Annotated in this window: 22 protein-coding genes and 3 pseudogenes; 19 read left to right on the top strand and 6 right to left on the bottom strand. The window is 43.9% G+C overall.

What is annotated here, in order from left to right; all coding sequences use genetic code 11:
• Positions 1 to 31 precede the first annotated feature (31 nt).
• A complete protein-coding gene (gene chrS, locus NLX67_RS13605) occupies positions 32 to 508 on the bottom strand; it encodes a chromate efflux transcriptional regulator ChrS (protein ID WP_046179516.1) in 477 nt (158 codons plus the stop codon).
• 415 nt (positions 509 to 923) lie between these two features.
• Positions 924 to 1,316 (bottom strand): thiol-disulfide oxidoreductase DCC family protein, encoded by a 393-nt coding sequence (locus tag NLX67_RS13610; protein ID WP_046179514.1) that lies wholly within the window; start codon positions 1,314 to 1,316, stop codon positions 924 to 926.
• A gap of 219 nt (positions 1,317 to 1,535) precedes the next feature.
• Between NLX67_RS13610 and NLX67_RS13615 the strand changes: the two genes are divergently transcribed.
• Positions 1,536 to 2,501 carry an EAL domain-containing protein gene (locus NLX67_RS13615; RefSeq protein WP_254312104.1) on the top strand — a complete coding sequence of 322 codons (966 nt, stop codon included), beginning with the start codon at positions 1,536 to 1,538 and terminating at the stop codon, positions 2,499 to 2,501.
• 23 nt (positions 2,502 to 2,524) lie between these two features.
• Here NLX67_RS13615 and NLX67_RS13620 read toward each other — a convergent pair whose 3' ends face one another.
• A complete protein-coding gene (locus NLX67_RS13620; protein WP_254312105.1) occupies positions 2,525 to 3,667 on the bottom strand; it encodes an MFS transporter in 1,143 nt (380 codons plus the stop codon).
• 116 nt (positions 3,668 to 3,783) lie between these two features.
• Between NLX67_RS13620 and NLX67_RS22825 the strand changes: the two genes are divergently transcribed.
• From NLX67_RS22825 to NLX67_RS13670, 13 genes and pseudogenes are all read left to right on the top strand, one after another.
• Positions 3,784 to 3,912, top strand: a complete 129-nt coding sequence (locus NLX67_RS22825) for a hypothetical protein (protein ID WP_256519859.1) — start codon at positions 3,784 to 3,786, stop codon at positions 3,910 to 3,912.
• Between the two features lie 46 nt (positions 3,913 to 3,958).
• The gene (locus NLX67_RS13625) at positions 3,959 to 4,519 is read left to right on the top strand and encodes a maltose acetyltransferase domain-containing protein (RefSeq protein WP_254312106.1); all 561 of its coding nucleotides are present in this window, start codon (positions 3,959 to 3,961) and stop codon (positions 4,517 to 4,519) included.
• Positions 4,520 to 4,521: 2 nt separating this feature from the next.
• Positions 4,522 to 4,753: pseudogene (locus NLX67_RS23235) on the top strand (hypothetical protein); the annotation flags it as partial.
• 493 nt (positions 4,754 to 5,246) lie between these two features.
• Positions 5,247 to 5,393 carry a hypothetical protein gene (locus NLX67_RS13630; protein WP_172645550.1) on the top strand — a complete coding sequence of 49 codons (147 nt, stop codon included), beginning with the start codon at positions 5,247 to 5,249 and terminating at the stop codon, positions 5,391 to 5,393.
• Between the two features lie 247 nt (positions 5,394 to 5,640).
• The gene (locus tag NLX67_RS13635) at positions 5,641 to 6,030 is read left to right on the top strand and encodes a tautomerase family protein (protein WP_046179510.1); all 390 of its coding nucleotides are present in this window, start codon (positions 5,641 to 5,643) and stop codon (positions 6,028 to 6,030) included.
• Positions 6,031 to 6,128: 98 nt separating this feature from the next.
• A complete protein-coding gene (locus NLX67_RS13640) occupies positions 6,129 to 6,350 on the top strand; it encodes a hypothetical protein (RefSeq protein WP_046179509.1) in 222 nt (73 codons plus the stop codon).
• Positions 6,351 to 6,506: 156 nt separating this feature from the next.
• Positions 6,507 to 7,344: pseudogene (locus NLX67_RS13645) on the top strand (FAD-dependent oxidoreductase).
• Positions 7,345 to 7,361: 17 nt separating this feature from the next.
• A pseudogene (locus tag NLX67_RS23055) lies at positions 7,362 to 7,460 on the top strand (enoyl-ACP reductase); the annotation flags it as partial.
• A gap of 270 nt (positions 7,461 to 7,730) precedes the next feature.
• Complete coding sequence (ade, locus tag NLX67_RS13650; RefSeq protein ID WP_254312107.1) at positions 7,731 to 9,455, top strand: adenine deaminase; 1,725 nt, start codon at positions 7,731 to 7,733, stop codon at positions 9,453 to 9,455.
• Positions 9,452 to 9,775: an MGMT family protein gene (locus tag NLX67_RS13655; RefSeq protein WP_254312108.1), complete on the top strand. Its 324-nt coding sequence runs from the start codon at positions 9,452 to 9,454 to the stop codon at positions 9,773 to 9,775. The genes ade and NLX67_RS13655 overlap by 4 nt, the downstream gene beginning before the upstream one ends.
• A gap of 100 nt (positions 9,776 to 9,875) precedes the next feature.
• Entirely contained in the window at positions 9,876 to 11,306 is a 1,431-nt protein-coding gene (locus NLX67_RS13660) for an FAD-binding oxidoreductase (protein ID WP_254312109.1), read from the top strand.
• Positions 11,303 to 11,845 carry an MFS transporter gene (locus tag NLX67_RS13665; protein WP_254312110.1) on the top strand — a complete coding sequence of 181 codons (543 nt, stop codon included), beginning with the start codon at positions 11,303 to 11,305 and terminating at the stop codon, positions 11,843 to 11,845. Before NLX67_RS13660 ends, NLX67_RS13665 begins: the two co-directional genes overlap by 4 nt.
• Before the next feature lie 69 nt (positions 11,846 to 11,914).
• Positions 11,915 to 12,190, top strand: coding sequence for a hypothetical protein (locus tag NLX67_RS13670; RefSeq protein WP_254312111.1), 276 nt, complete (start codon positions 11,915 to 11,917; stop codon positions 12,188 to 12,190).
• Positions 12,191 to 12,221: 31 nt separating this feature from the next.
• On the opposite strand, the gene NLX67_RS13675 is transcribed toward NLX67_RS13670, so the two are convergent.
• Positions 12,222 to 12,566, bottom strand: a complete 345-nt coding sequence (locus tag NLX67_RS13675) for a DUF3307 domain-containing protein (protein WP_046179503.1) — start codon at positions 12,564 to 12,566, stop codon at positions 12,222 to 12,224.
• Positions 12,567 to 12,682: 116 nt separating this feature from the next.
• Here NLX67_RS13675 and NLX67_RS13680 point away from each other — a divergent pair, with 116 nt between their 5' ends.
• The 5 genes from NLX67_RS13680 to NLX67_RS13700 all read left to right on the top strand — a co-directional run bounded on the left by NLX67_RS13680 (position 12,683) and on the right by NLX67_RS13700 (position 17,792).
• Complete coding sequence (locus tag NLX67_RS13680) at positions 12,683 to 13,807, top strand: HD-GYP domain-containing protein (RefSeq protein ID WP_254312112.1); 1,125 nt, start codon at positions 12,683 to 12,685, stop codon at positions 13,805 to 13,807.
• Between the two features lie 26 nt (positions 13,808 to 13,833).
• Positions 13,834 to 15,672: an adenylate/guanylate cyclase domain-containing protein gene (locus tag NLX67_RS13685; RefSeq protein ID WP_254312113.1), complete on the top strand. Its 1,839-nt coding sequence runs from the start codon at positions 13,834 to 13,836 to the stop codon at positions 15,670 to 15,672.
• A 28-nt stretch (positions 15,673 to 15,700) separates the two neighbouring features.
• Positions 15,701 to 16,126: a MarR family winged helix-turn-helix transcriptional regulator gene (locus tag NLX67_RS13690; protein WP_254312114.1), complete on the top strand. Its 426-nt coding sequence runs from the start codon at positions 15,701 to 15,703 to the stop codon at positions 16,124 to 16,126.
• A 92-nt stretch (positions 16,127 to 16,218) separates the two neighbouring features.
• Positions 16,219 to 16,845 (top strand): FMN-dependent NADH-azoreductase, encoded by a 627-nt coding sequence (locus NLX67_RS13695; protein WP_046179499.1) that lies wholly within the window; start codon positions 16,219 to 16,221, stop codon positions 16,843 to 16,845.
• A 119-nt stretch (positions 16,846 to 16,964) separates the two neighbouring features.
• Positions 16,965 to 17,792: an STAS domain-containing protein gene (locus tag NLX67_RS13700; RefSeq protein ID WP_254312115.1), complete on the top strand. Its 828-nt coding sequence runs from the start codon at positions 16,965 to 16,967 to the stop codon at positions 17,790 to 17,792.
• A 111-nt stretch (positions 17,793 to 17,903) separates the two neighbouring features.
• On the opposite strand, the gene NLX67_RS13705 is transcribed toward NLX67_RS13700, so the two are convergent.
• Complete coding sequence (locus NLX67_RS13705; protein WP_254312116.1) at positions 17,904 to 18,365, bottom strand: pyridoxamine 5'-phosphate oxidase family protein; 462 nt, start codon at positions 18,363 to 18,365, stop codon at positions 17,904 to 17,906.
• A gap of 24 nt (positions 18,366 to 18,389) precedes the next feature.
• On the bottom strand, positions 18,390 to 19,787 hold the full coding sequence (locus tag NLX67_RS13710) for a sigma-54 interaction domain-containing protein (RefSeq protein WP_254312117.1): 1,398 nt from the start codon (positions 19,785 to 19,787) through the stop codon (positions 18,390 to 18,392).
• Positions 19,788 to 19,823: the final 36 nt, after the last annotated feature.

A 19,823-nucleotide genomic window follows, 5' to 3' on the forward strand; every position in this document is an offset into this window, starting at 1 on the left:
TAAATTTGCATATACCGCCCCAAGCGCAGTATTACAATTTCATTCCCATCCGGCTTTTGTACCGCTTAATTAAAATTTGGCAGTCAACGCTGACGACGCCTTGGAGCGGATACAGCTTTTCTGCCAAAAAGCGTTCCATTTCCTGATTGTCGGTGAATATCCCGTGCATATGGAGCTTGCTTGGGCCGGTCATATGATACAAACTCGTAACCGCAGCCTCGGTTTCAAGGTGGGTGGCGACCTGCTCTAAAAATTGAGGCTCTACTTCCACGTTAAAAAAAGCCGACACATGAATGCCGATTTTGGCGGGGTTGATCACCGTTGTGAATTTTTCGATCACGCCTTGCTCGGTTAAATTATTGATTCGGGCCTGCACAGCGACACGGGAGAGATCAACCTGCTTGGCGATATCCGTATAAGAAATGCGGCTGTTTTCATGCAGCAAGGACAAAATTTGCTTGTCGATTTCGTCGATGCCAAGATTCGGGATGCTATATTTCGATAACATAACGCGTCAGCTCCATTAGTAGTTTTCCGTTGTGAAAAATGATGTAAATCTAGTGTATCACGATCCGCCTTTATGTATAAACGGCTAATCAAAATATCACGGCGACACTAGCTATTATCATAATGGAACAAACAAAAGGAAGATACCGGCTTGACTGGTTTTCTGCCCAAAAAAAGAACCTGCCGTATAAGCAGGTCCTCCTATCAAAAGATCAGAAAGTATATATTTTTGGACGTTGTCCAGCTCCAGGCAGCCAATCCCTCGGTCATAAGCCGTCACAGCTGTGTGGCAAAGAGGGCCACCCTGCTGGCCCGTCTTACGCCTGCCGGGCCTGAACGGCTGCCTTGCGCTTGGGCCCGCAGGATGCGGGTCATAAAGGCGTTGCGGCACGATGCCGCGTTCCTAGCCTTTAATCCTATAAAAATCTTTGACGTACTTCCGGTGATGGAAGCATACAATGATCGTCTTTTTTGCCGAACCATTTGTACCGGTTGGCGGCGACATAGTCATATACAAAATTACGAAGCGGCGCCGGAAGGACAATAAGTGCGTACAGCAGCTTCCAGGCACCATCCAAGTGGCGGGTAATGCGGAGCGCGGCGGCAGACTTAATATACGCTACCCCATCTTCCACAAGCATAAAGCTGTCCAAATCGTCTGGCATATTGTGCTCTTTTAAAAGCTTTTGTCCGACGTCACTTTGTAAGGACGCATAATTAAAATATCCTTTGGAATCGCGCTCTATAATAAATTGAACACTGGCATCACAAAAGTTGCAATCACCATCAAACAAAACAATTGCAGTCATGTTAAAATTCCTCCTTACGAAGAGTTATGTCTTACTAGTTTAACCACTTTTGTTTAATTTCAAACAACCCAGCTTGAACCCCTTCATTTCAAAATGATAAACTAGTGAAAATTACTTATATATTATGGTGGAAAAAAGTTTATTTGGCCCCTGAAAGGGGGACTAAGGTAATATTCACTATGTTCGGGGTATTTATTTTATAAAAAGGGGTATGAGCACATGGCGGAAAGCTGTATTGAATGCCGGATTCCGATTCGATTTTACGAGCCGGGACGTTTATTTATTTCAAACGAAGATGACTGGTCTTTTATTGATTTTCAAACGATAAAAGAAGCCGAGGGGAAGCTTGAACTTATTCAGGACAATGGATTAATTGGGGGGATCGGCAGGCCTGGTGACAAGATGCCGGCTCGGACTGCACCGCTTCGTGATGTAGTGGACTGGTTTTCACATCAAGAGGTCATCCGTGTGATCGAAAAAGGGCAGTTTGTCAGTTTTCTGCAGCCGATTGTGGAAACAGCTTCTGGCAGTGTCTACGGGTATGAGTCCCTCCTTAGAACAAATAAAGAAGCGGCAATTCCACCAGGAAGACTATTTGATACTGCTCAAAAACTGGGTATGCATTCGTATCTTGACAAGCAGGCCCGGGAAAGCGCTATTATTGCGCGAAAACAACATATTCAGGACGGTCAAAAGAGCTTTATTAACTTTTTGCCTTCCACCATCTATAATCCGGAATTTTGCTTAAAGCACACGTTCAATATTATTGAAAAATATAATGTAGATCCGGATGATCTTGTTTTTGAAGTGGTTGAAACGGAAAAAATAGAAGATGTAGAGCATTTGAAAGAAGTGCTGAATGTGTACAAAAGAGAAGGCATTAAAGTAGCACTGGACGACGTCGGTGCAGGTTTTTCCACCATTGAAATGCTGGAGCAATTACAGCCGGACTATATTAAAATTGACCGGTCGTACGTCTCATTCTGTGATCAGGATGAAACAAAGCAATCATTTATCAATAAAGCGCTCGCGACTGCCTCAAACCTCGGCATCAAAACACTGGCAGAAGGCATTGAACGCAAAGAAGAATATGACTATTGCCGTGAGGCCGGCATTCCGCTTGCGCAAGGCTATTACTTTGGAAAGCCTTCTGCCCAACCGGTGGAAAGTATTCAGCACGCTTAAACATAAAGAAAAAGCATCCGATCTTATTTGACGGATGCTTTTTTCAGGTGACGAATTATGACAAATAGTCCGGCACTGCAAAGCAGCACTCCAGTGAATAACAGTCCTTGAGGCGGCGTTAAAGATAGTCCGCCGGTAACCGTCGATCCCGCCACAACGCCAAGCGAGAAAAACGCATAAAAATAACCGTACGCTTTTCCCCGGCTCTCCGGTGAAACGGTGCTGACGAGCAATGAATTAATGGAAGGAAATAAGAAGGCAAAACCAGCTCCATATAATCCCATGATTACGTAAATAAGGGCAGATGACTCCACCTGACTGAGAAGCGCCAGACTGATTCCCATCGTCAAAATTCCGAATGTAAACGTTACTTCCGGTCGCAGCCGGTCAAACAGACGATTTAAAGGTGAGAGAAAAATAAAAATGGCGACAATTCCAAATGTGCTTAGCAGAAGGCCGCTCGTCTGGATATCATAGCCGAGCCGGATTACTTTTAAAGGAAGCATGTATGCAAGAACTCCCTGTGAAAACATGAGCAGAAAAGCGCCAGTAAATGCTTTGAGCACGCTGGTGTTTCGGAAAAAATCACGCAGCGATGTCGTTTCTTTCTGAACAGATAAGACATGGTCAGGCTGTTTTTTTAACAAAAGAAGCGCCATGCACCCAAGTACGATCATAGCAGCCGCTGTTACGCCAAGGACGGCCGCTTCGTTCGTCCGGTTCGCCATAATCCCGCTGAAGGCTGGTCCAATGATCGCCGCCATACCGACAAAAGCCCCCGAAATCGCTGCGCCTTTGCCTTTTTTCTCATTGGACGCATGATTCGCTAAATAGGTAAATGCGGCAGGTGTGATCAAGCCGGCCAGCAAACCATGAACGAACCGGATCAGCAGCAATGATCCCGCATCCGCTGCCGCCTGATACATGAAAAGAGCGGCGCCCGTAGCAAAAAGGCCCGTCACAAGAACACGAAACGGCCCTTTTTTATCTGTCCAAAATCCCGACAACACATTGCCAATCGTATTTGAAAAAGAATACATCCCAACAACAAGCCCCATTAAAAACGGCGTCGCCCCGAGCGATTCCGCAAACGGGCTCATAATCGGCAGCTGTGTAAATAAATCAAAAAAAGAAAAAAAGACGATAACGTAAACAAACGCCCGCATTCTGGCCGCCTCCGTTCAATAATTATCTTTACTATAGCACGCGTCAGGAAGGAAAAGAAAATGAAACAAATTCTGCCATTCATTCGTATGAAAAAGGAAAACAAGGGGTGGATACAATGGGCCGAAAAAGAAAAAAGAAACATGAGGACAACTGGTATTTGGCTGATGTGTTAATTGACGTTATTTCATACGGCTGGGAAGCCATTTTGCATGGCGTCCGAGCTCTTATAAAATGGTGGAATTAATCAAAAATGATAGGATAAAAGAAATCGTTTGCAAAGGAGTGGAAGCATGAAAACCGAAAAAGAAAAAATGCTGGCGGGCGAGATGTATGATCCTCAGGACACCGAACTAATGAAGGATCGAGCTGATGCCCGTAAAAAAACAAGACTATACAACGCCACAACCGAAGAAGAAGGAGAACTTCGCATCACCATGCTGAAGGAATGGTTCGGCTCGACGGGAGAGCACGTATACATTGAGCCGACGTTCCGCTGCGACTATGGATACAACATTCACGTCGGTGAAAACTTTTTTGCTAATTTTGACTGCGTCATCCTGGATGTATGTGAAGTGAAAATCGGGAAAAATTGCATGATGGCGCCGGGCGTTCACATCTATACGGCGACACACCCCCTCCACCCGGACGAACGTAATTCAGGACGCGAATTTTCCAAGCCTGTGACGATTGGCGATAACGTCTGGTTTGGCGGTGCCTCGATTGTAAATCCCGGTGTGACGATCGGTGATAACGTTGTGGTCGCGTCAGGGGCGGTTGTGACGAAGGATGTTCCTGACAATGTTGTGATAGGCGGTAATCCAGCAAGAGTGATCAAAAGTATTGATACTTAATGGAAGGATTGTCTAAGGCCTGGGCAAACATTTACTTGAAGTTGGCGATTGTCATGGATGCCAAGAACCGCGGGGATGAAGAAACGCTGAAAAATCTCGTTTTACCCGGACATTGACGGCATTTGGCGGATTGAAAACTATGTACGTTCAGCTGAAAACAGATCGACGCAGGTGACATATTCTGATGAGCCGGCTTTAAATGTGAATTACTATCTATTTTTAAAGAAAACATAAGTAAATTAACCATTAAAACTCTTGCGACAGCAGGAGTTTTTATTGTGTGTGCGTATTTCGTTTGAAAAAGAAGGCATTTCCCGGGCAATAGCCTCAATGTAGTAAAGCACAGGCAATTGAGTAGTGATAGGCGTATATGGATAACGTTCTTTTGTTATGTAGTACATAATATTTATTTCGGACATTTTAGCCAGGATGCACTGTTTGTTATTTGTAAAGCTGACGATATGGCTTCCTTCATTGCCTGCTAGTTCCGCAGGAGTCCTTGTCGCGAGCCCAACGCCGCTGCTTCTATAAAAGCAGCGCATGAAAGAGCCGGTTCATGCGGACATGTTCTTTTGAAAAAAAGTGTGTTTAACCAATGAAAGAAACGTTCTTTTTATTCGGCATTTTCTGAAAATAAAGAGTTTCTGAAATCAGGAATATATTTCATGGGAGTGGGTAAATATTACTATGATGTTAAAAAGAAAAGTTGGCAAAGGATGTGTCCATCATGGGACTCACAGCAGACCGATGTATTTTTAAGCAGGAGCTCAAGTTATTATATATGGATTACATGCGCTGTGGTGACGGCGATATTAAAAAAGAGATAGCAAAAGACATTAGGCTGTTAAAACAAGCAATTGATTTGATTCCATAAACTATAATTATTTCTGATGACAGAAAATAAAAAAATCCTCCTCCAATAGAATGTGTCTTTACTTGTCGTTCAATAAAAAAATCTCTTATTCATTTTCATTAAAATGGATGAAAAACCCATGGTAATATGAGATGAATGAAGGCAGGTTGTTACAGCTAGTTGCCATAAGGTTAAATTGAAAGAATATTGTGATAAAATAACAATGGTGATACAGTAAAGGCATACATAGGATTGGGGGAACTTATTTATGCCATTATTGCGTTTTGATGTTATTGAAGGAAGAACAGAGGAAGAATTAAAGCAGCTGCTTGATGCGGCGCACCGCGGAATGCTCAAGGCGTTTGAAGTTCCGGAACGCGATCGTTATCAAATCGTGCACCAGCACCCGGCGCACGAAATGATTGTTGAAGACACAGGTCTTGGCTTTGAACGCTCAAAAGATGTTGTGTTGATCAGCATCACAAGCAAGCAAAGAACTGAAAAACAAAAACAAAAGTTGTATCAGTATATCGTCGAGGAACTTCAGGAAAGCTGCGGCATTGACCCGAAAGATGTGATGATTTCTATCGCGATCAACGGAGATGCCGACTGGAGCTTCGGATTCGGCAAAGCGCAGTTTTTAACAGGGGATCTTTAATTCAAAAGCCATTTCAGGGACATTCTGAAATGGCTTTTTTCTAGAATTATCTTCTTTTTCACGTTATCCTTTTTGAAACAAGGAGAAAGGAAGAGACGATGACACAGCTCACATCATTTTTCATCATTGTTATGCTCGTTCTCCACATTGTTGTCTTAAGAGAGCGGCTGGCGCGCGTGAATTGGCAGATTGTCGTTCAGCCGGATGAAGCGCTGGATCAAGAAGTAGCGGATATGCTTCGACAAAGGCAAACGATAGTCCGCACTGTTAAGTATGTGCGTGAAAAAACGGGTTTAGGGCTTTTGGAAGCGAAACAGTAGGTAGACCGTGTTCAATCGGTTTCACAACGTTAGACAAAATGAGACAGCGTCTCATTTTTAGAAACGGCATGACGCAAAAATGCAGTCCTGCCGCTTTTTTTTGTTGGCACACAGCTTGCATTAAAAAAGTGAAAAGATGAAAGGCGGTGCGGGGGAATGGCACATATTGCGATTATTGGCGGCGGCCCGGCTGGATATGTTGCGGCGATCGCGGCGGTTCAAAGCGGCAGCCAGGTCACATTGATTGAGGAAAAGGATTTAGGCGGTACGTGTTTAAACGTCGGCTGTGTCCCGACGAAAGCGCTGCTTGAGAGCGCTGAAATGGCTGAAAAGGTAAAAAAAGCCTCAACATTCGGGATCGAACTGCCGGACGGACAAACAGTGATTAATTGGGAAAACGTCCAGGGAAGAAAAGGACAAATTGTGAAGCAGCTTGTCGGCGGTATCGGATACTTAATGAAAAAGAACAAAATTACAGTTAAAAAAGGGAGCGCTTGCTTTTTGAATTCTCATTCAATTCTCATTCGAAATGGCGGCGAGAAAGAAACGCTTCAAGCGGACAAGTTTATTATCGCTTCAGGATCAGAGCCAGTGCAGCTGGCGCACGTTGCGTTTCATGAAGAAACTGTCGCCGCGCTGCGTGTATACATCGCCGGAAATAGCCTCAGTTGGCTTAACAGAATCGCAGGCGCGTGCGCAATATGGAGACGATATCCGGATTGGCGAGTTTTCGTTTGCGGCGAATGGAAAAGCGCTGATCACCGGTAAACCTCCCGGAAAAGTGAAGGTGATTGTGGAGCCGGAAGTGGATGGAATTGTCGGATTATCGATTGTTGGTCCGCATGCGACAGAGCTGATTGGGCAAGGGACATTAATGATTCATGCGGAGCTGACCGCGGATATTTTGCATGATTTTATCGCCGCCCATCCGACATTATCAGAAGCGATTCATGAAGCATTGCTTGATGCAGAGGGACAGGCACTTCATCAATAATTGAAGGAGGAAACGTCATGAAAGAAAAAATAGCGATTGTTACCGGATCAGGTAGAGAAATTGGGAAAGCCATTGCGCTTCGATTAGCCCAGGATGGGATTAATGCTGTTATTAATGACATAAACTAAACGAAGAAGCTGTGCAGGAAACTATGACAGGACAATCTGTTTTGATTGACGGAGGCATTATTTTCTCTTAAAAGAAAATCAGTCACAAATTCAATAGAAGAAGAACAGGCCTTTTCCATCAAAGATGATGAGAACAGGCCTTTTTGTTTTTAAACAAAAATAGTTTGCAACCCGAACCTTTTCGAGTAAAATATGAAAAACTAGTGAGACAGTTCACAAACACCGACGGCTTACAAAAAAGATAAAGGGGGAAGTGGCATGACAGATGCGATAAAGAGGTTGATTCATACGGCGCAGCACCCGGAAGAAGCGGATTTGATTATTCAAAACGGCATGATTGTCGACGTCTTTTCGCTCGAAACGTTTCTGGCCGATGTCGCAATTAAGGATGGCTGCATTATCGGCATTGGCACGTATCCGAAAGGGAAAAAGGTATTGGATGCTTCAGGGAAATATGTAATGCCCGGTTTTATTGACGGCCATATCCATATTGAATCCACAATGGTCACACCATCCGAGTTTTCAAGGGCGCTGATCAAGCACGGAGTCACAACCGTTGTCACCGATCCGCATGAAATTGCTAACGTAGCGGGTACAACAGGTATTGACTATATGCTTGAAGACGCGTCTCATACAGGCATTGATATTTTAATGAAGCTGCCTTCCTGTGTGCCGGCAACGCCGTTTGAACAAAACGGGGCGACATTAACTGCAGATGACCTTCATCCTTATTTGTCTCATGAAAAGGTGATTGGACTGGCGGAAGTAATGGATTATCCATCGGTTTTAAATGCGGACGACGGGATGCTGGCGAAAATTGAGATGACAATAGCTGCCGGATTAACAGTAGACGGTCATGCGGCGGGCCTTTCGGATACAGCACTGAATGTATACAGCACGGCAGGTATCCGCAATGATCATGAAGCGGTGACGGCGGAGGAAGCGAAAGCGCGTGTCCGGCGGGGCATTCACGTTTTAGTACGGGAAGGCTCAGCGGCTAAAGATTTGCTGGCGATTTTGCCAGCCATCCATGAGCGGAACAGCAGCCGGTTTTCGTTTTGCACCGATGATAAGCATTTGGATGAATTGGTGGAAGAAGGCACAGTAAATTACGCCGCGCGTTTAGCGATGGAGCACGGCCTTAATCCGCTTATCGCGATTCAAATGGCGACGATCAATAACGCGGCTTGCCATGGTCTGCAAGATAAAGGAGCTGTCGCCCCCGGTTATCAAGCAGATTTGTTAATCGTGGAAAATATAGAAACGCTGCAGCCCGAGACGATTATTAAAAACGGCCGGATCGTGGATATAAACAATGTAAAAAGCGAGCGGGCGCTCGTGCCGGAGTCCGTAAAATCCTCCATTAATATAAAGAAAGTCACGAAAGAAGCGCTCCAAATTCCGCTTGAAGATGGACAAAAAGCTATGGTGATCGGCGTTGTGCCGGGACGGATTATTACGAATAAAATTGTGGCTAATGTGAAAACAAAGGGTGGATTTTTTGTGCCTGATGTTGAGCGGGATCAGCTGAAAATCGTTGTTTGCGAGCGGCATCATGCGAGCGGCAGTATCGGAGCCGGTATAGTCAACGGGCTGGGTTTAAAACGGGGCGCCATCGCATCAACGGTCGCCCATGACTCGCATAATTTAGTGGTCGCCGGAACGAATGATGAAGACATTTTAGCGGCGATTGAAGCGGTGGAAGACATGCATGGCGGGCTTGCGATTGTGGAGGGCGGGCGCGTTTTGGCATCAGTTCCACTCCGTGTTGGCGGCATTATGTCGGAAAAGCCTTATGAAGAAGTGATTCAGGAACTGCATCACTTGCATGAACAGCTGGCTCTTGTGGCGGAAGAATCACAAAATATTTTTATGATTTTATCATTCCTGTGCCTGCCGGTTATTCCGAGCTTGAAGCTGACGGATAAAGGCTTGTTTGACGTTGATTCATTCCACCATATTGAAGTGGGGATTCCGGAGTGACACCTTTTACAGAAGACGTAATCCGGGTCTTAAGAGACATACCGTCGGGCGTTGTCGTAACATACGGCCAAGTGGCACGGCTTGCAGGAAGTCCGAGGGCCGCCCGCCAAGTCGTCCGCATTTTACATTCGATGAGTGAAAAACACAATCTGCCATGGCACCGGGTTGTCAACGCTAAAGGGGAAATCAATGTGCCGGATGAAGCGTCCAGAGCGGAGCAACGCCGTCTTTTAATAGAAGAAGGTGTTTCATTTACAAAGGATGGACGCGTCAATTTTAATAAAGAAGCAAAAAGCGCGACTCAGCAGAACGAAAGCTGAGTCGCGCTTTTTTGTCGATGTTCGACAGGTTCAAACATTGTTGATATATTATATGTAAAAATTATGAAAATATTGTTTTTTCATAAAGGTGGATAATTATATGAAAGCAGGGCTGTTTATTTGTGTATATGGCGTTTTATTTGCGGCTTCCTTTTATACATACAATCAATTTTATTCAAATCCAACAGTGGAAGATGCCGGACGCCTTTTGCCTGCTCAAGTAAAAGAGATTGCACAGGCGGATGGTGAAGAAACGTTAAAAGAGATCGTCAAACAGGCAAATCGTACGGGGAGCCGTCTTACTATTGCCGGGATGCAGCACAGTCAAGGCGGGCAGACGTATTATCCGGGAGCGGTCATGATTGATATGAAGCCATTTAATCAAGTGATTGATTTCCAGCCGGAGAAAAAAGTCATTACCGTTCAAAGCGGAGCGACCTGGGATGATATTCAGAAGCACGTGAATCCGTATGGCCTTGCCGTGAAAGTTATGCAGTCGCAAAATATTTTTACGATTGGCGGCTCGTTAAGTGTAAATGTACACGGCCGGGATATTCGTCATGAATCGCTGATCGATACGGTGCAGTCATTTCGGCTGTTAAAACCAGACGGCACAATCATTCGCGTCAGCCGGACAGAAAACGCAGACCTTTTTCCATATGTGATCGGTGGCTACGGCTTATTCGGCATTATTTTAGATGTGACGCTTTCTTTAACGGACGATGAATTGTACCAAAAGAACACGAAGGAATTTGATTACAGTGAGTACAGCGATTATTTTCAAAAAGAAGTAAAAGAAAATCCAGCCGTTAAAATGCATCTTGCCCGCCTCTCAGTTGCGCCATCTTCTTTTTTGCGCGAAATGTATGTAACGGATTATGTAACAGCTGAAGATCAGCAGCTGCTGAAAGACTATGAAACATTGAAAAAAGAGCGGATTGTGGCATTGCCTAAGTTTTTCCTTGGCTTGTCCCGCTACAGTGGCTGGGGGAAGGATGCATTTTGGGACATTCAAAAGCAGTATATGCTTGAAGACAACGGTTCTTACGAATCAAGAAACAACGTCATGCGCTCTGAAACAGATTTTATGGCGTATGAAAGCGGCACGAAAACAGAAGTATTGCAGGAATATTTTGTGCCTGTGAATGAATTCGCTGATTATATAGATGACCTGCGGCGTGTGCTCGAAAAAGAAGATGAATTTAATTTATTAAACATTACAATCCGCTATGTTGAAAAAAGTGATCAGGCCGTTCTTTCGTATGCAAAGGAAGACATGTTTGCGCTTGTTCTTTTAATTAATCAAGGCAGATCAGAGGAAGAAGTAAAGAAATCGGAAGCAGTTATACGAAAGATGATTGATGTCACACTGGACCATCAAGGCAGCTATTATTTGCCATATTACTCTTATCCTTCAAAAGAACAGCTGGAAACAGCGTATCCGCGTATCGATGAATTCTTTAGAAAAAAGCAGCAGTTTGATCCTGATTTGCGGTTTACAAACCATTTTTACGAGGAGTATAACGAATGAATTATCGTCAGTTTGTTTTATCTCAGAGCATCATCTTTATGGCAAGCAGTATGATTTTCCCGTTTTATGTCCTGCTGCTCCGGAATATTGGGGACAGCTACTCGCAGTTCGGCTGGGCATACGGTCTTTTTGCATTAACGTCTGCTCTTGCATATCCGGTTATTGGCAAATGGGCGGATCAGTTCGGAGACAGGACGCTGCTTCTTTTTTATTCGCTGGCGATGTCGGTCATTCTTCTATTGTTTCCGCTCGTGACGAGTGTATGGCAAGTGTACGTGCTGCAAATCGTCATGGGGATCTTAGGGGCTGTACAAAAAAACACAGAAAAAGCGGCTTTGACCCGGCGGACTGACAAAAAGCAAGCTGGCGCTGATATGGGCCGCTACCACTTTTGGACGTCGATTGCTGCAGCGGGAGCGATCATCGTCACTGGTTATCTTGTTGATTTCTTGACGATTGCCACAATTTTTTATCTGGCATCTCTCCTTTATGCGGTAAGCGGGTTCATTATGTGGCAAAAGAAAAAATCAATTTTATAAAAAAATTGATCCATCTGCTTTTTTGGTCCGTTAGCTATTCGAACAACTAAATAAAAGAAGATGAAGATAGTGAAGAAAACCTTCAAAAAAATGCTCATTCCCATCATGGGGTTAACGCTGCTTGTGCCCGGTATAGCATCAGCCAATACGGAAGCAGCTAACAAAGCGCTTGACCAGAATGCAGTGGATATGACACCTGCGGTTGCGGCCGTGTATGGCAAAGAAGGTGCGGCAGAGTTTGAACGAAAAAGCTACACCGGCCCGGAGGCAGAAAATCATCGATATTACGTTACAGCCATCGGCGCATACAATCAAGAATCTAAGCCGTCTGAAATGACGAAATAAGAAAAAGCTTTCTCTTTGAGAGGAAGCTTTTTTATATGTATAAGGCTGCAGCAAGAACGAGTAAATGAAAAATTTGGTCGGCGACAATCCCGAGCCAGCGCGCTTCCGGTCCGCGTGCGGTCATGATTGTTCGCACCCACCAGGCAACGAATGTGCGACGGTCGATGATGACGTGTGTAATAAAAACAAAGACCACCGCAAGAGGGGAAAGACCGCCAAAAGTCAGCCAGGCAAAAAAGGCAACGATCAGTGTATACACGAAACAGTGAGTGAAAAGCGGTACCCACCTGGACGCTTTATATTGCGCCATCCAGCTTGTTTGAAACAAATAATCACCTATTAAATGCGCTAAAAGCAAAAAGCTAAACGGCTCCATTGATTCACCTCGTCTTCTAAAATAGATCTCTATATGTTGGTAAAATTATGATATATTAAAAATATCATACTATCGTTTTAGGTCATAGGAACTTTTTTATAAATGAGGTGAATACTGTGGGGGACAACGGGTCCGTTCAGCGCGAGCTTTCGGCAGAAGAAATGCTTGAAATTATATTGAATTATGCCGCGAAAATTTCGGGTGAAAACGATTTGGATACTCTGCTCATTTTAATGGCTGAGATGGGCCGCGAGCTTGTAAGGGCTGATCGGTGTACTCTCTGGCTTGTTGATCATGAAAAAAATCGCCTATGGACAAAAGTGGCACAGGGGATTGATCGTGTTGACATGCCGGCTGACAGCGGCCTCGCGGGGCATTCTATTCAAACAGGCGAAACCGTGCTTGTAAAAGATGCTTATAAAGATGATCGTTTCAACCAGGCTATCGACAAAAAAACAAATTATCGGACACGATCGGTGCTCTGTATACCAATTCGCAGTTTTGATCAGGAAATAATCGGCGTCTATCAGGCCATCCATAAAGGGCTCGACTGGTTTTCGGAAAAGGATGCAAAAAAATTGTCATTGGCTTCCACCTACACGGGGAAATCTATTCAAGCCGCTATCTTGCATTCGGAGCTTGTGGAAACGCAGCGGGAAATTATTTTTAAAATTGGTGAAGTGAGCGAGAGCCGTTCACGGGAAACAGGCCAGCATGTTAAGCGGGTCGCCAAGTATTCACGCGCGCTGGCAAAGCTGTCCGGGCTGCTGGAACCGGAGGCGCAAATGCTCGAGCTTGCATCACCTATGCACGACATCGGCAAAGTGGCGATTCCGGATCGAATTTTAAAAAAGCCGGGTAAGCTGACGGCGGAGGAATATGCCGTCATGCAGACACATACAACAGAGGGCTACAATATTTTCAAGAGCTCAACCCGCCGTATTTTTAAAGCAGCCGCTGTCATTGCATATGAGCACCATGAAAAATGGGACGGCACCGGCTATCCGCGCGGGTTAAAAGGAGAAGAGATCCACTTATATGCGCGGATTACAGCGATAGCAGATGTGTTTGATGCTTTAGGAAGTGACCGTGTGTACAAAAAGGCATGGCCGCTTAATCAAATTATCCAGTTCATTGATGAAGGACGGGGACGTCACTTTGACCCGAACCTTGTCAATTTATTTTTGGAGAATCTGGATGTTTTCACTGCAATCCGGAAGCAGTACAAAGATTCTTTTTAATTCATTATAAAAAAGGCGGAATAGCGATGCCGAAAGAAAAAACATATCGATTTCAAAAAGTATATTCGCTTCCACGGGCTGAAGTATGGAAGCTTTTATCTGATACGGACCACTTAAACCGGGTGACAGGTCTTTTCCCAGTTCAGTTTACCGATGCGCAGTTTAAGGATCAGTCTATGTTCCGGTATGCGGAGACAAAAGTACTTGCTCTTGTTCCAATCAAATGGCGTGAATACCCATTTGAATGGATAAAGGAAGAACGGTATTCGGTAGAGCGCGTTTATGAAGGCGGCCCGCTTGAACGGGTGCTCTGGACGATCGAGTGCAAAGATGTTTTGATGGATGGACAGACAGCAACGGAGGTAACGGGAACAGCCCATTTTACGAAACGAAATATTCTTGGACAAGCGGCAATCTCTTTAATCGCTCTGCCTTCGCTGAAAAAAATCATCATGAATTATTTGGATCATTATATAAAAGACAATACGAATCGTGTTGTGAAGGAACTGCCGCAGGAAAAAACATCCTATATTGTATATCACGAACGTTTCAGCCGATTACTTGATCAATTACGTACTGTGTATCCGCATGAAGGACTTGCGGACTGTCTTGAAAATCATTTAACGATGACAGGTGATGACGAAGTTCTTCATATGAAGCCGTATCGTTTAGCAGCCAAATGGGGCTATGCACGCCAGGAAGTGCTTGATCTTTTTTTGCATGCCACAAAAATCGGTCTTCTCACGCAAAGCTGGAATTTAATGTGTCCAAACTGCCGTGTACCGAAACAGACGGTTTCGTCGCTGTCGGAAGTGGGAGGCCAGGTACATTGTGACCTGTGTGGGGTCGGATACGATATGAATTTCGACCGCTATGTGGAAATGCGTTTTTCGGTCCACCCTTCTATACGTCAAGCAACAGATCAGACGTATTGTGTGGCGGGTCCTTTAAGATCACCGCATATTTTTGCTCAATATCGCCTGAAGCCTTATATGTCCCAGCAGGTATATTATCCACCTCTTCCTCCCGGCTCGCGCATTCGGACGCTTAAAACCAACCATGCGATGGACATTACGTCTGGAGTCAATCAGACATTGACGTATTCATCAAAGGGGTGGACGGATCAATTGGCCGGTCTTTCACCAAATGGCGGAATAATTGGGCTGCATAATGATAATGATGAAGAACGAGTTGTTGTCTTTGAAACGACGGCATGGGACGCGGAAGCATTAACAGCGGCGGATGCGACTACTTCACAGTTGTTCCGCGACCTTTTTTCAAAAGAGCTGCTTGCGCTGGATCAGCAAATTGGCGTCGAATCGCTGACGATTTTATTCAGCGACTTGCGCGGTTCGACAGCTATGTATGAGCGAGTAGGGGATGCGAAAGCGTACCGGCACGTACACCGTCATTTCGATTTTCTGCGCCGCTATATTGCGGCGCACAACGGCGCTATCGTTAAAACGATTGGTGATTCGGTCATGGCCGCTTTTTATAAACCGGATGATGCGCTCCGTGCGGCTCTGGCGATTCAGTCGGAAAGCGCCGTATTTAACGAGTCACAAGGCATGGAAGTTATTATTAAGATCGGTTTATTTACCGGTCCAACAATCGCAGTTAATGCAAATGAACTGCTTGATTATTTTGGACATACTGTGAACATGGCCGCCCGCGTTCAGCAGCAAAGTGAAGGCGGTGACATTATGATCAGTGCCGAAGAGTGGGAACGTGAGTCTTTCGCACAGGCGGCGGAAGGATATGAATTTGAAGTCAGCCGCTCGTATAAAAAATTATCCGGCATTCAAAATGAAGTCAATCTTGTACAGTTAACACACATTTCAGTATCAGGCAGCCTCGCTGTCTGACACTCTGAAGAAAAGGGAGAGACTGGCAATGAACATCGCATTAAAAGACTACATCAGCATCTTTATCCACCAAACAGATTTAAAAATAACGGGTTGTGTAAAGGAGCGGCTCGCCCCGTTCAACCTCGCACCCGAGCAAAATTTAATTATGATGCTGCTCTGGGAACGGGATGGACGGAACCAGCAAGAGCTGTCAGAACAATTGGAAAAGGACAAAACAAATATTACTCGCATGCTTTCAAGTCTGGAGCAAAAGGGGTTCGTCAAACGCGTAATCGAAACTTACGACCGCCGTTCAACCCGTATTTTTTTAACAGAGGAAGGAAAGGCACTCGAATGCGATGTTATTCCGTTGACAGATGAGTTTCATCGTACTGTTACGTCAGGGGTGACGGAAGAAGAGCTGGCGATTGTGCGGAGAGTTTTGTCGAAAATGCGCGAAAATATAAAATAAAAAAATTTATTTAATAGTTGCTGTAGCAACTAAGTATATGATACAATTCTATCAGTGATAAAAAGTAACTAACTAACTGGAGGAAACAAAAAATGACAAACGTTTTATTTGTAAAAGCAAACTCACGTCCGGCCGAGCAGGCGGTCAGTGTCCAATTATATAATGCATTCTTGGAAACATATCGTGCCGAAAATCCATCAGACAACATTACCGAACTGGATCTTTTTGCAGAAAACCTTCCGTATTATGATACTGATAAAATTAACGGCATGTTTAAGCTGGCGCGTGGCATGGAGTTAACAGCAGAGGAAAAAGCGGCGACGGATCTTGTAACAAAATACTTGAATCAATTTTTGGAAGCGGACAAAGTGGTCTTTGCTTTCCCGCTTTGGAACTTCACGATTCCAGCAGCGCTTCACACGTACCTTGACTACTTAAACCAAGCTGGCAAAACATTCAGTTACACGCCAGAGGGTCCGGTCGGTTTGTTGAAAAACAAAAAAGTGACATTATTGAATGCACGCGGCGGCGTATATTCAGAAGGACCGATGCAGTCTTTGGAAATGGCAGTGAACTATGTGAAAGCTGTTATGGCATTCTGGGGCGTTGAAGATGTTCAAACGATTGTTATCGAAGGGCACAACCAATTCCCAGACCGTTCAGCTGAAATTGTCCAAGCAGGTCTTGATACAGCGAAAGAAGCAGCTCTTACATTTTAATTATTCAAAGCTGTCCCACATATTGGGGCAGCTTTTTTTATACGTAAAAATCGACAGGACATAACCCCTCAGATAAAATAAAAAGATAAGACCAATTTGAAAGCTGAGGCGGTAGATAAGTGCATAGAAATCCAGAATTGCATCAATTTCTATTAAGTAAGGCCAGAAATTTAACCGAAGAATGGTATGCTGCGCTGGATAAATCAGAGGCAGAGGGCGTGTATGCATCAACCGATCCAGATGTGATTCGAAAGTTAAAGCAGCAAAATTTTGCCTTTCATGAACATTTGTGTGAAGTGTATATAAAAGAAGAAACAGCCTTTTTTGAAGATTTTATCGATTGGATTATGGAGGTGGCAACTGACACTGAACATTTAAATACGCCAGTTCATATTATCTTAGGTGAATTTCTAAATGTTCAGGAACAATATCTCGATTATATTGACCAATTTATACATCAGCACCAAGATAAATATACATATGAGGAAATTACCCGCTGGAAACGGGTGCTCATTAAAATATTTGGACAAGTAATGAGCAAATTTGTGGAAGAAAATCATAAATTCGCACAATTAAAGTTAAAAAGCCAGCAGGAAGTCATCTACGAATTAAGTGCACCCGTTATTACTTTTCAGAATAAAAAAGGGCTCCTGCCTATTATCGGTGCAGTGGACACGGCTCGTGCTCGGCATTTGCTTGAAAAAACCCTTGTGCAATGCGCAGAAAAAGGCATTAACCACTTGTTTATTGATCTTTCAGGTTTGATTATTGTTGATACAATGGTCGCCTTGCAAATTTTTCGTCTCATTGACGCGCTAAAACTGATTGGTGTAAAAACAACACTGTCCGGCATTCGCCCAGAGGTGGCTGTGACATCGATTCAGCTTGGATTAGACTTTAATAAGCTTGATATTACCGGAAATCTTGCGCAGGCATTAAAAGAATAAAAAGAACCGGTAGAAAATAAAGAAAAACACCTCGCGTATCACCTTAGTTAAGAATCATATTAACTATAAACGGGTGTTTTTTTGTTTGTTTCATTCTTCGATACGATAAGCTTACTTGACTAATTCATCCAGAACTTCATTCCAGCGCTGTATCACATGGTGTGAATCCTTTAATTGAATTTTGATGCCGGATGTGATGTCAGCATATTTGGCTTTATCTGTTTTAACAAAAAGAATGGTTCCGGAAAACCGTTCCCGTACGTGTTTTGCGTGATCAATTAACGGCAATTTTTGAAGTGAAAGACGTAAATAGTGAACTTGTTCTGCTAAAACAACGACGAGTGTTGCTTTGCCGGTACGTAAAATATTAGATGTTGTGGCGGTGCCGGGCCATAGCGCAAGCCTCACTTCTGTACGATTAATCGAGATGATTTCACCGACACTAATCATGGCAGTATGGGGCCACATGTCTTCACCTACAGAAAGCAGCATCATTGCTTCTTTCTGCTTTGTCTCTAAGTCTTTCCCATTCAGCAGATTTACTATATCTTCTGGCATGCCGGGCTGAATCATCTGGCTTCACTTCCCTTCAGTACCTTATTTATTTTTACAGATTTCACTGACTTTCAGATCGTGCTTTTTCATTTTACGGATTAAAGTTGTATGTGAAACACCCAATATCTTCGCAGCTTTCCGGATGGTTCCTTCACGCTCGATTATACTCTTGATCAAATTCTTTTCCACCGAATCGAATAAATTTATCCCATTATGCTTATTTTTTAATAATTCAGACAATAGTACATCCGAATGCTGCTTGGAAACGGGGAGTTCTTGAGGTTCTATAACATCGTTTTTGATGGTAAGAACGAGCCGCTCAATAATATTAGACAGTTCTCTAATATTGCCTGGCCAGTGATAGTCATAAAGAATGTCAGAAGCGGCTGTGGAAAGTGATTTGTTTTTTGTATATTCCTCATTAAAATGTTGAAGGAAATGGCCTATTAATAAGGGAATATCATCTTTTCTCTCCCTCAATGGCGGGATATGAATCGGAATAACATTCAACCGATAATAAAGATCTTCACGAAACTCCCCTCGGACCACCATGGATTCTAAATCCCGATTAGTCGCCGTGACAATTCTTGCATCTACCTGTATCAGCTTTGTACCGCCTACCCGGGTAAACTGCTGGTCTTGAAGCACTCTTAATAGTTTTGCTTGAAGGTGAAGAGGGAGTTCACCGATTTCATCCAAAAATAGCGTTCCTTGATCTGCCAATTCAAATAAGCCAGGTTTTCCTTCTTTTTTCGCACCGGTAAAAGCACCAGTATCATAGCCGAAAAATTCGGATTCCAGAAGGTCCTTCGGGATCGCACCGCAGTTCACTTTAATAAAGGCGCCGGAATCTTTACGCCTGCTCGTTTCATGAATTTCTCTGGCAAGTACATCCTTTCCTACACCGGATTCACCGAGCAAAAGGACAATTGAGTCCGTTTGTCCGATATGATGAATCAGCTCAATAATTTCCTTCATTTTCCGATTTGCTGTGATAATGCCCCTCTTAGCATGATGCTGGCGGAGTGTGAGGAGTTCTGTGTAATATTTGGCTGAAAGCTTTTCAATCTCTTCTACTTTCTTTTTCATCGTAATCAATTCAGATATATCGTGTGTGATAGACAGCATCCGTACTAATTGTTTATTTTCATCAAACATCGGGATGGCTGTAACGAGAACATCCACACCGTTTTCGTACTGTTGAAAATCAGTGATGGTCCGCTTTTCCTTTAATGCTTTTAACGTAACCGAGGGTTTTTGGAATAGTCCTCTTCCAACGATATCCTGCATTGTTTTCCCAGCATAAGCCCCTATAGGCAGGCTGCTTAATTTAACCATAGCCTGATTGGCCAATATAATGCGGCCATTATTATCTATTACTAAAATTCCGTCTTGAAAATTTTCTACAATCATTCGGTATAACTCTAAGTCAGGGATCATTATGCTCCTCCTGTAATGAATAGTCTGAAGATCATT

The organism is Domibacillus sp. A3M-37 (genome assembly GCF_024213455.1).
In the GTDB taxonomy this organism is placed as follows: domain Bacteria; phylum Bacillota; class Bacilli; order Bacillales; family Domibacillaceae; genus Domibacillus; species Domibacillus tundrae.

Excerpts from the sequence above, each read along its gene's own strand:
- NLX67_RS13705 (WP_254312116.1), bottom strand. The coding sequence starts at position 18,365 with ATGATTCAGCCCGGCATGCCAGAAGATATAGTAAATCTGCTGAATGGG.
- NLX67_RS13685 (WP_254312113.1), top strand. The coding sequence starts at position 13,834 with ATGCCGAAAGAAAAAACATATCGATTTCAAAAAGTATATTCGCTTCCA.
- NLX67_RS13625 (WP_254312106.1), top strand. The coding sequence starts at position 3,959 with ATGAAAACCGAAAAAGAAAAAATGCTGGCGGGCGAGATGTATGATCCT.
- NLX67_RS13660 (WP_254312109.1), top strand. The coding sequence starts at position 9,876 with ATGAAAGCAGGGCTGTTTATTTGTGTATATGGCGTTTTATTTGCGGCT.
- NLX67_RS13665 (WP_254312110.1), top strand. The coding sequence starts at position 11,303 with ATGAATTATCGTCAGTTTGTTTTATCTCAGAGCATCATCTTTATGGCA.
- NLX67_RS13635 (WP_046179510.1), top strand. The coding sequence starts at position 5,641 with ATGCCATTATTGCGTTTTGATGTTATTGAAGGAAGAACAGAGGAAGAA.
- NLX67_RS22825 (WP_256519859.1), top strand. The coding sequence starts at position 3,784 with ATGGGCCGAAAAAGAAAAAAGAAACATGAGGACAACTGGTATTTGGCT.
- NLX67_RS13690 (WP_254312114.1), top strand. The coding sequence starts at position 15,701 with ATGAACATCGCATTAAAAGACTACATCAGCATCTTTATCCACCAAACA.
- NLX67_RS13615 (WP_254312104.1), top strand. The coding sequence starts at position 1,536 with ATGGCGGAAAGCTGTATTGAATGCCGGATTCCGATTCGATTTTACGAG.
- NLX67_RS13620 (WP_254312105.1), bottom strand. The coding sequence starts at position 3,667 with ATGCGGGCGTTTGTTTACGTTATCGTCTTTTTTTCTTTTTTTGATTTA.
- ade (WP_254312107.1), top strand. The coding sequence starts at position 7,731 with ATGACAGATGCGATAAAGAGGTTGATTCATACGGCGCAGCACCCGGAA.
- chrS (WP_046179516.1), bottom strand. The coding sequence starts at position 508 with ATGTTATCGAAATATAGCATCCCGAATCTTGGCATCGACGAAATCGAC.
- NLX67_RS13710 (WP_254312117.1), bottom strand. The coding sequence starts at position 19,787 with ATGATCCCTGACTTAGAGTTATACCGAATGATTGTAGAAAATTTTCAA.
- NLX67_RS13630 (WP_172645550.1), top strand. The coding sequence starts at position 5,247 with ATGGGACTCACAGCAGACCGATGTATTTTTAAGCAGGAGCTCAAGTTA.
- NLX67_RS13640 (WP_046179509.1), top strand. The coding sequence starts at position 6,129 with ATGACACAGCTCACATCATTTTTCATCATTGTTATGCTCGTTCTCCAC.
- NLX67_RS13695 (WP_046179499.1), top strand. The coding sequence starts at position 16,219 with ATGACAAACGTTTTATTTGTAAAAGCAAACTCACGTCCGGCCGAGCAG.
- NLX67_RS13675 (WP_046179503.1), bottom strand. The coding sequence starts at position 12,566 with ATGGAGCCGTTTAGCTTTTTGCTTTTAGCGCATTTAATAGGTGATTAT.
- NLX67_RS13610 (WP_046179514.1), bottom strand. The coding sequence starts at position 1,316 with ATGACTGCAATTGTTTTGTTTGATGGTGATTGCAACTTTTGTGATGCC.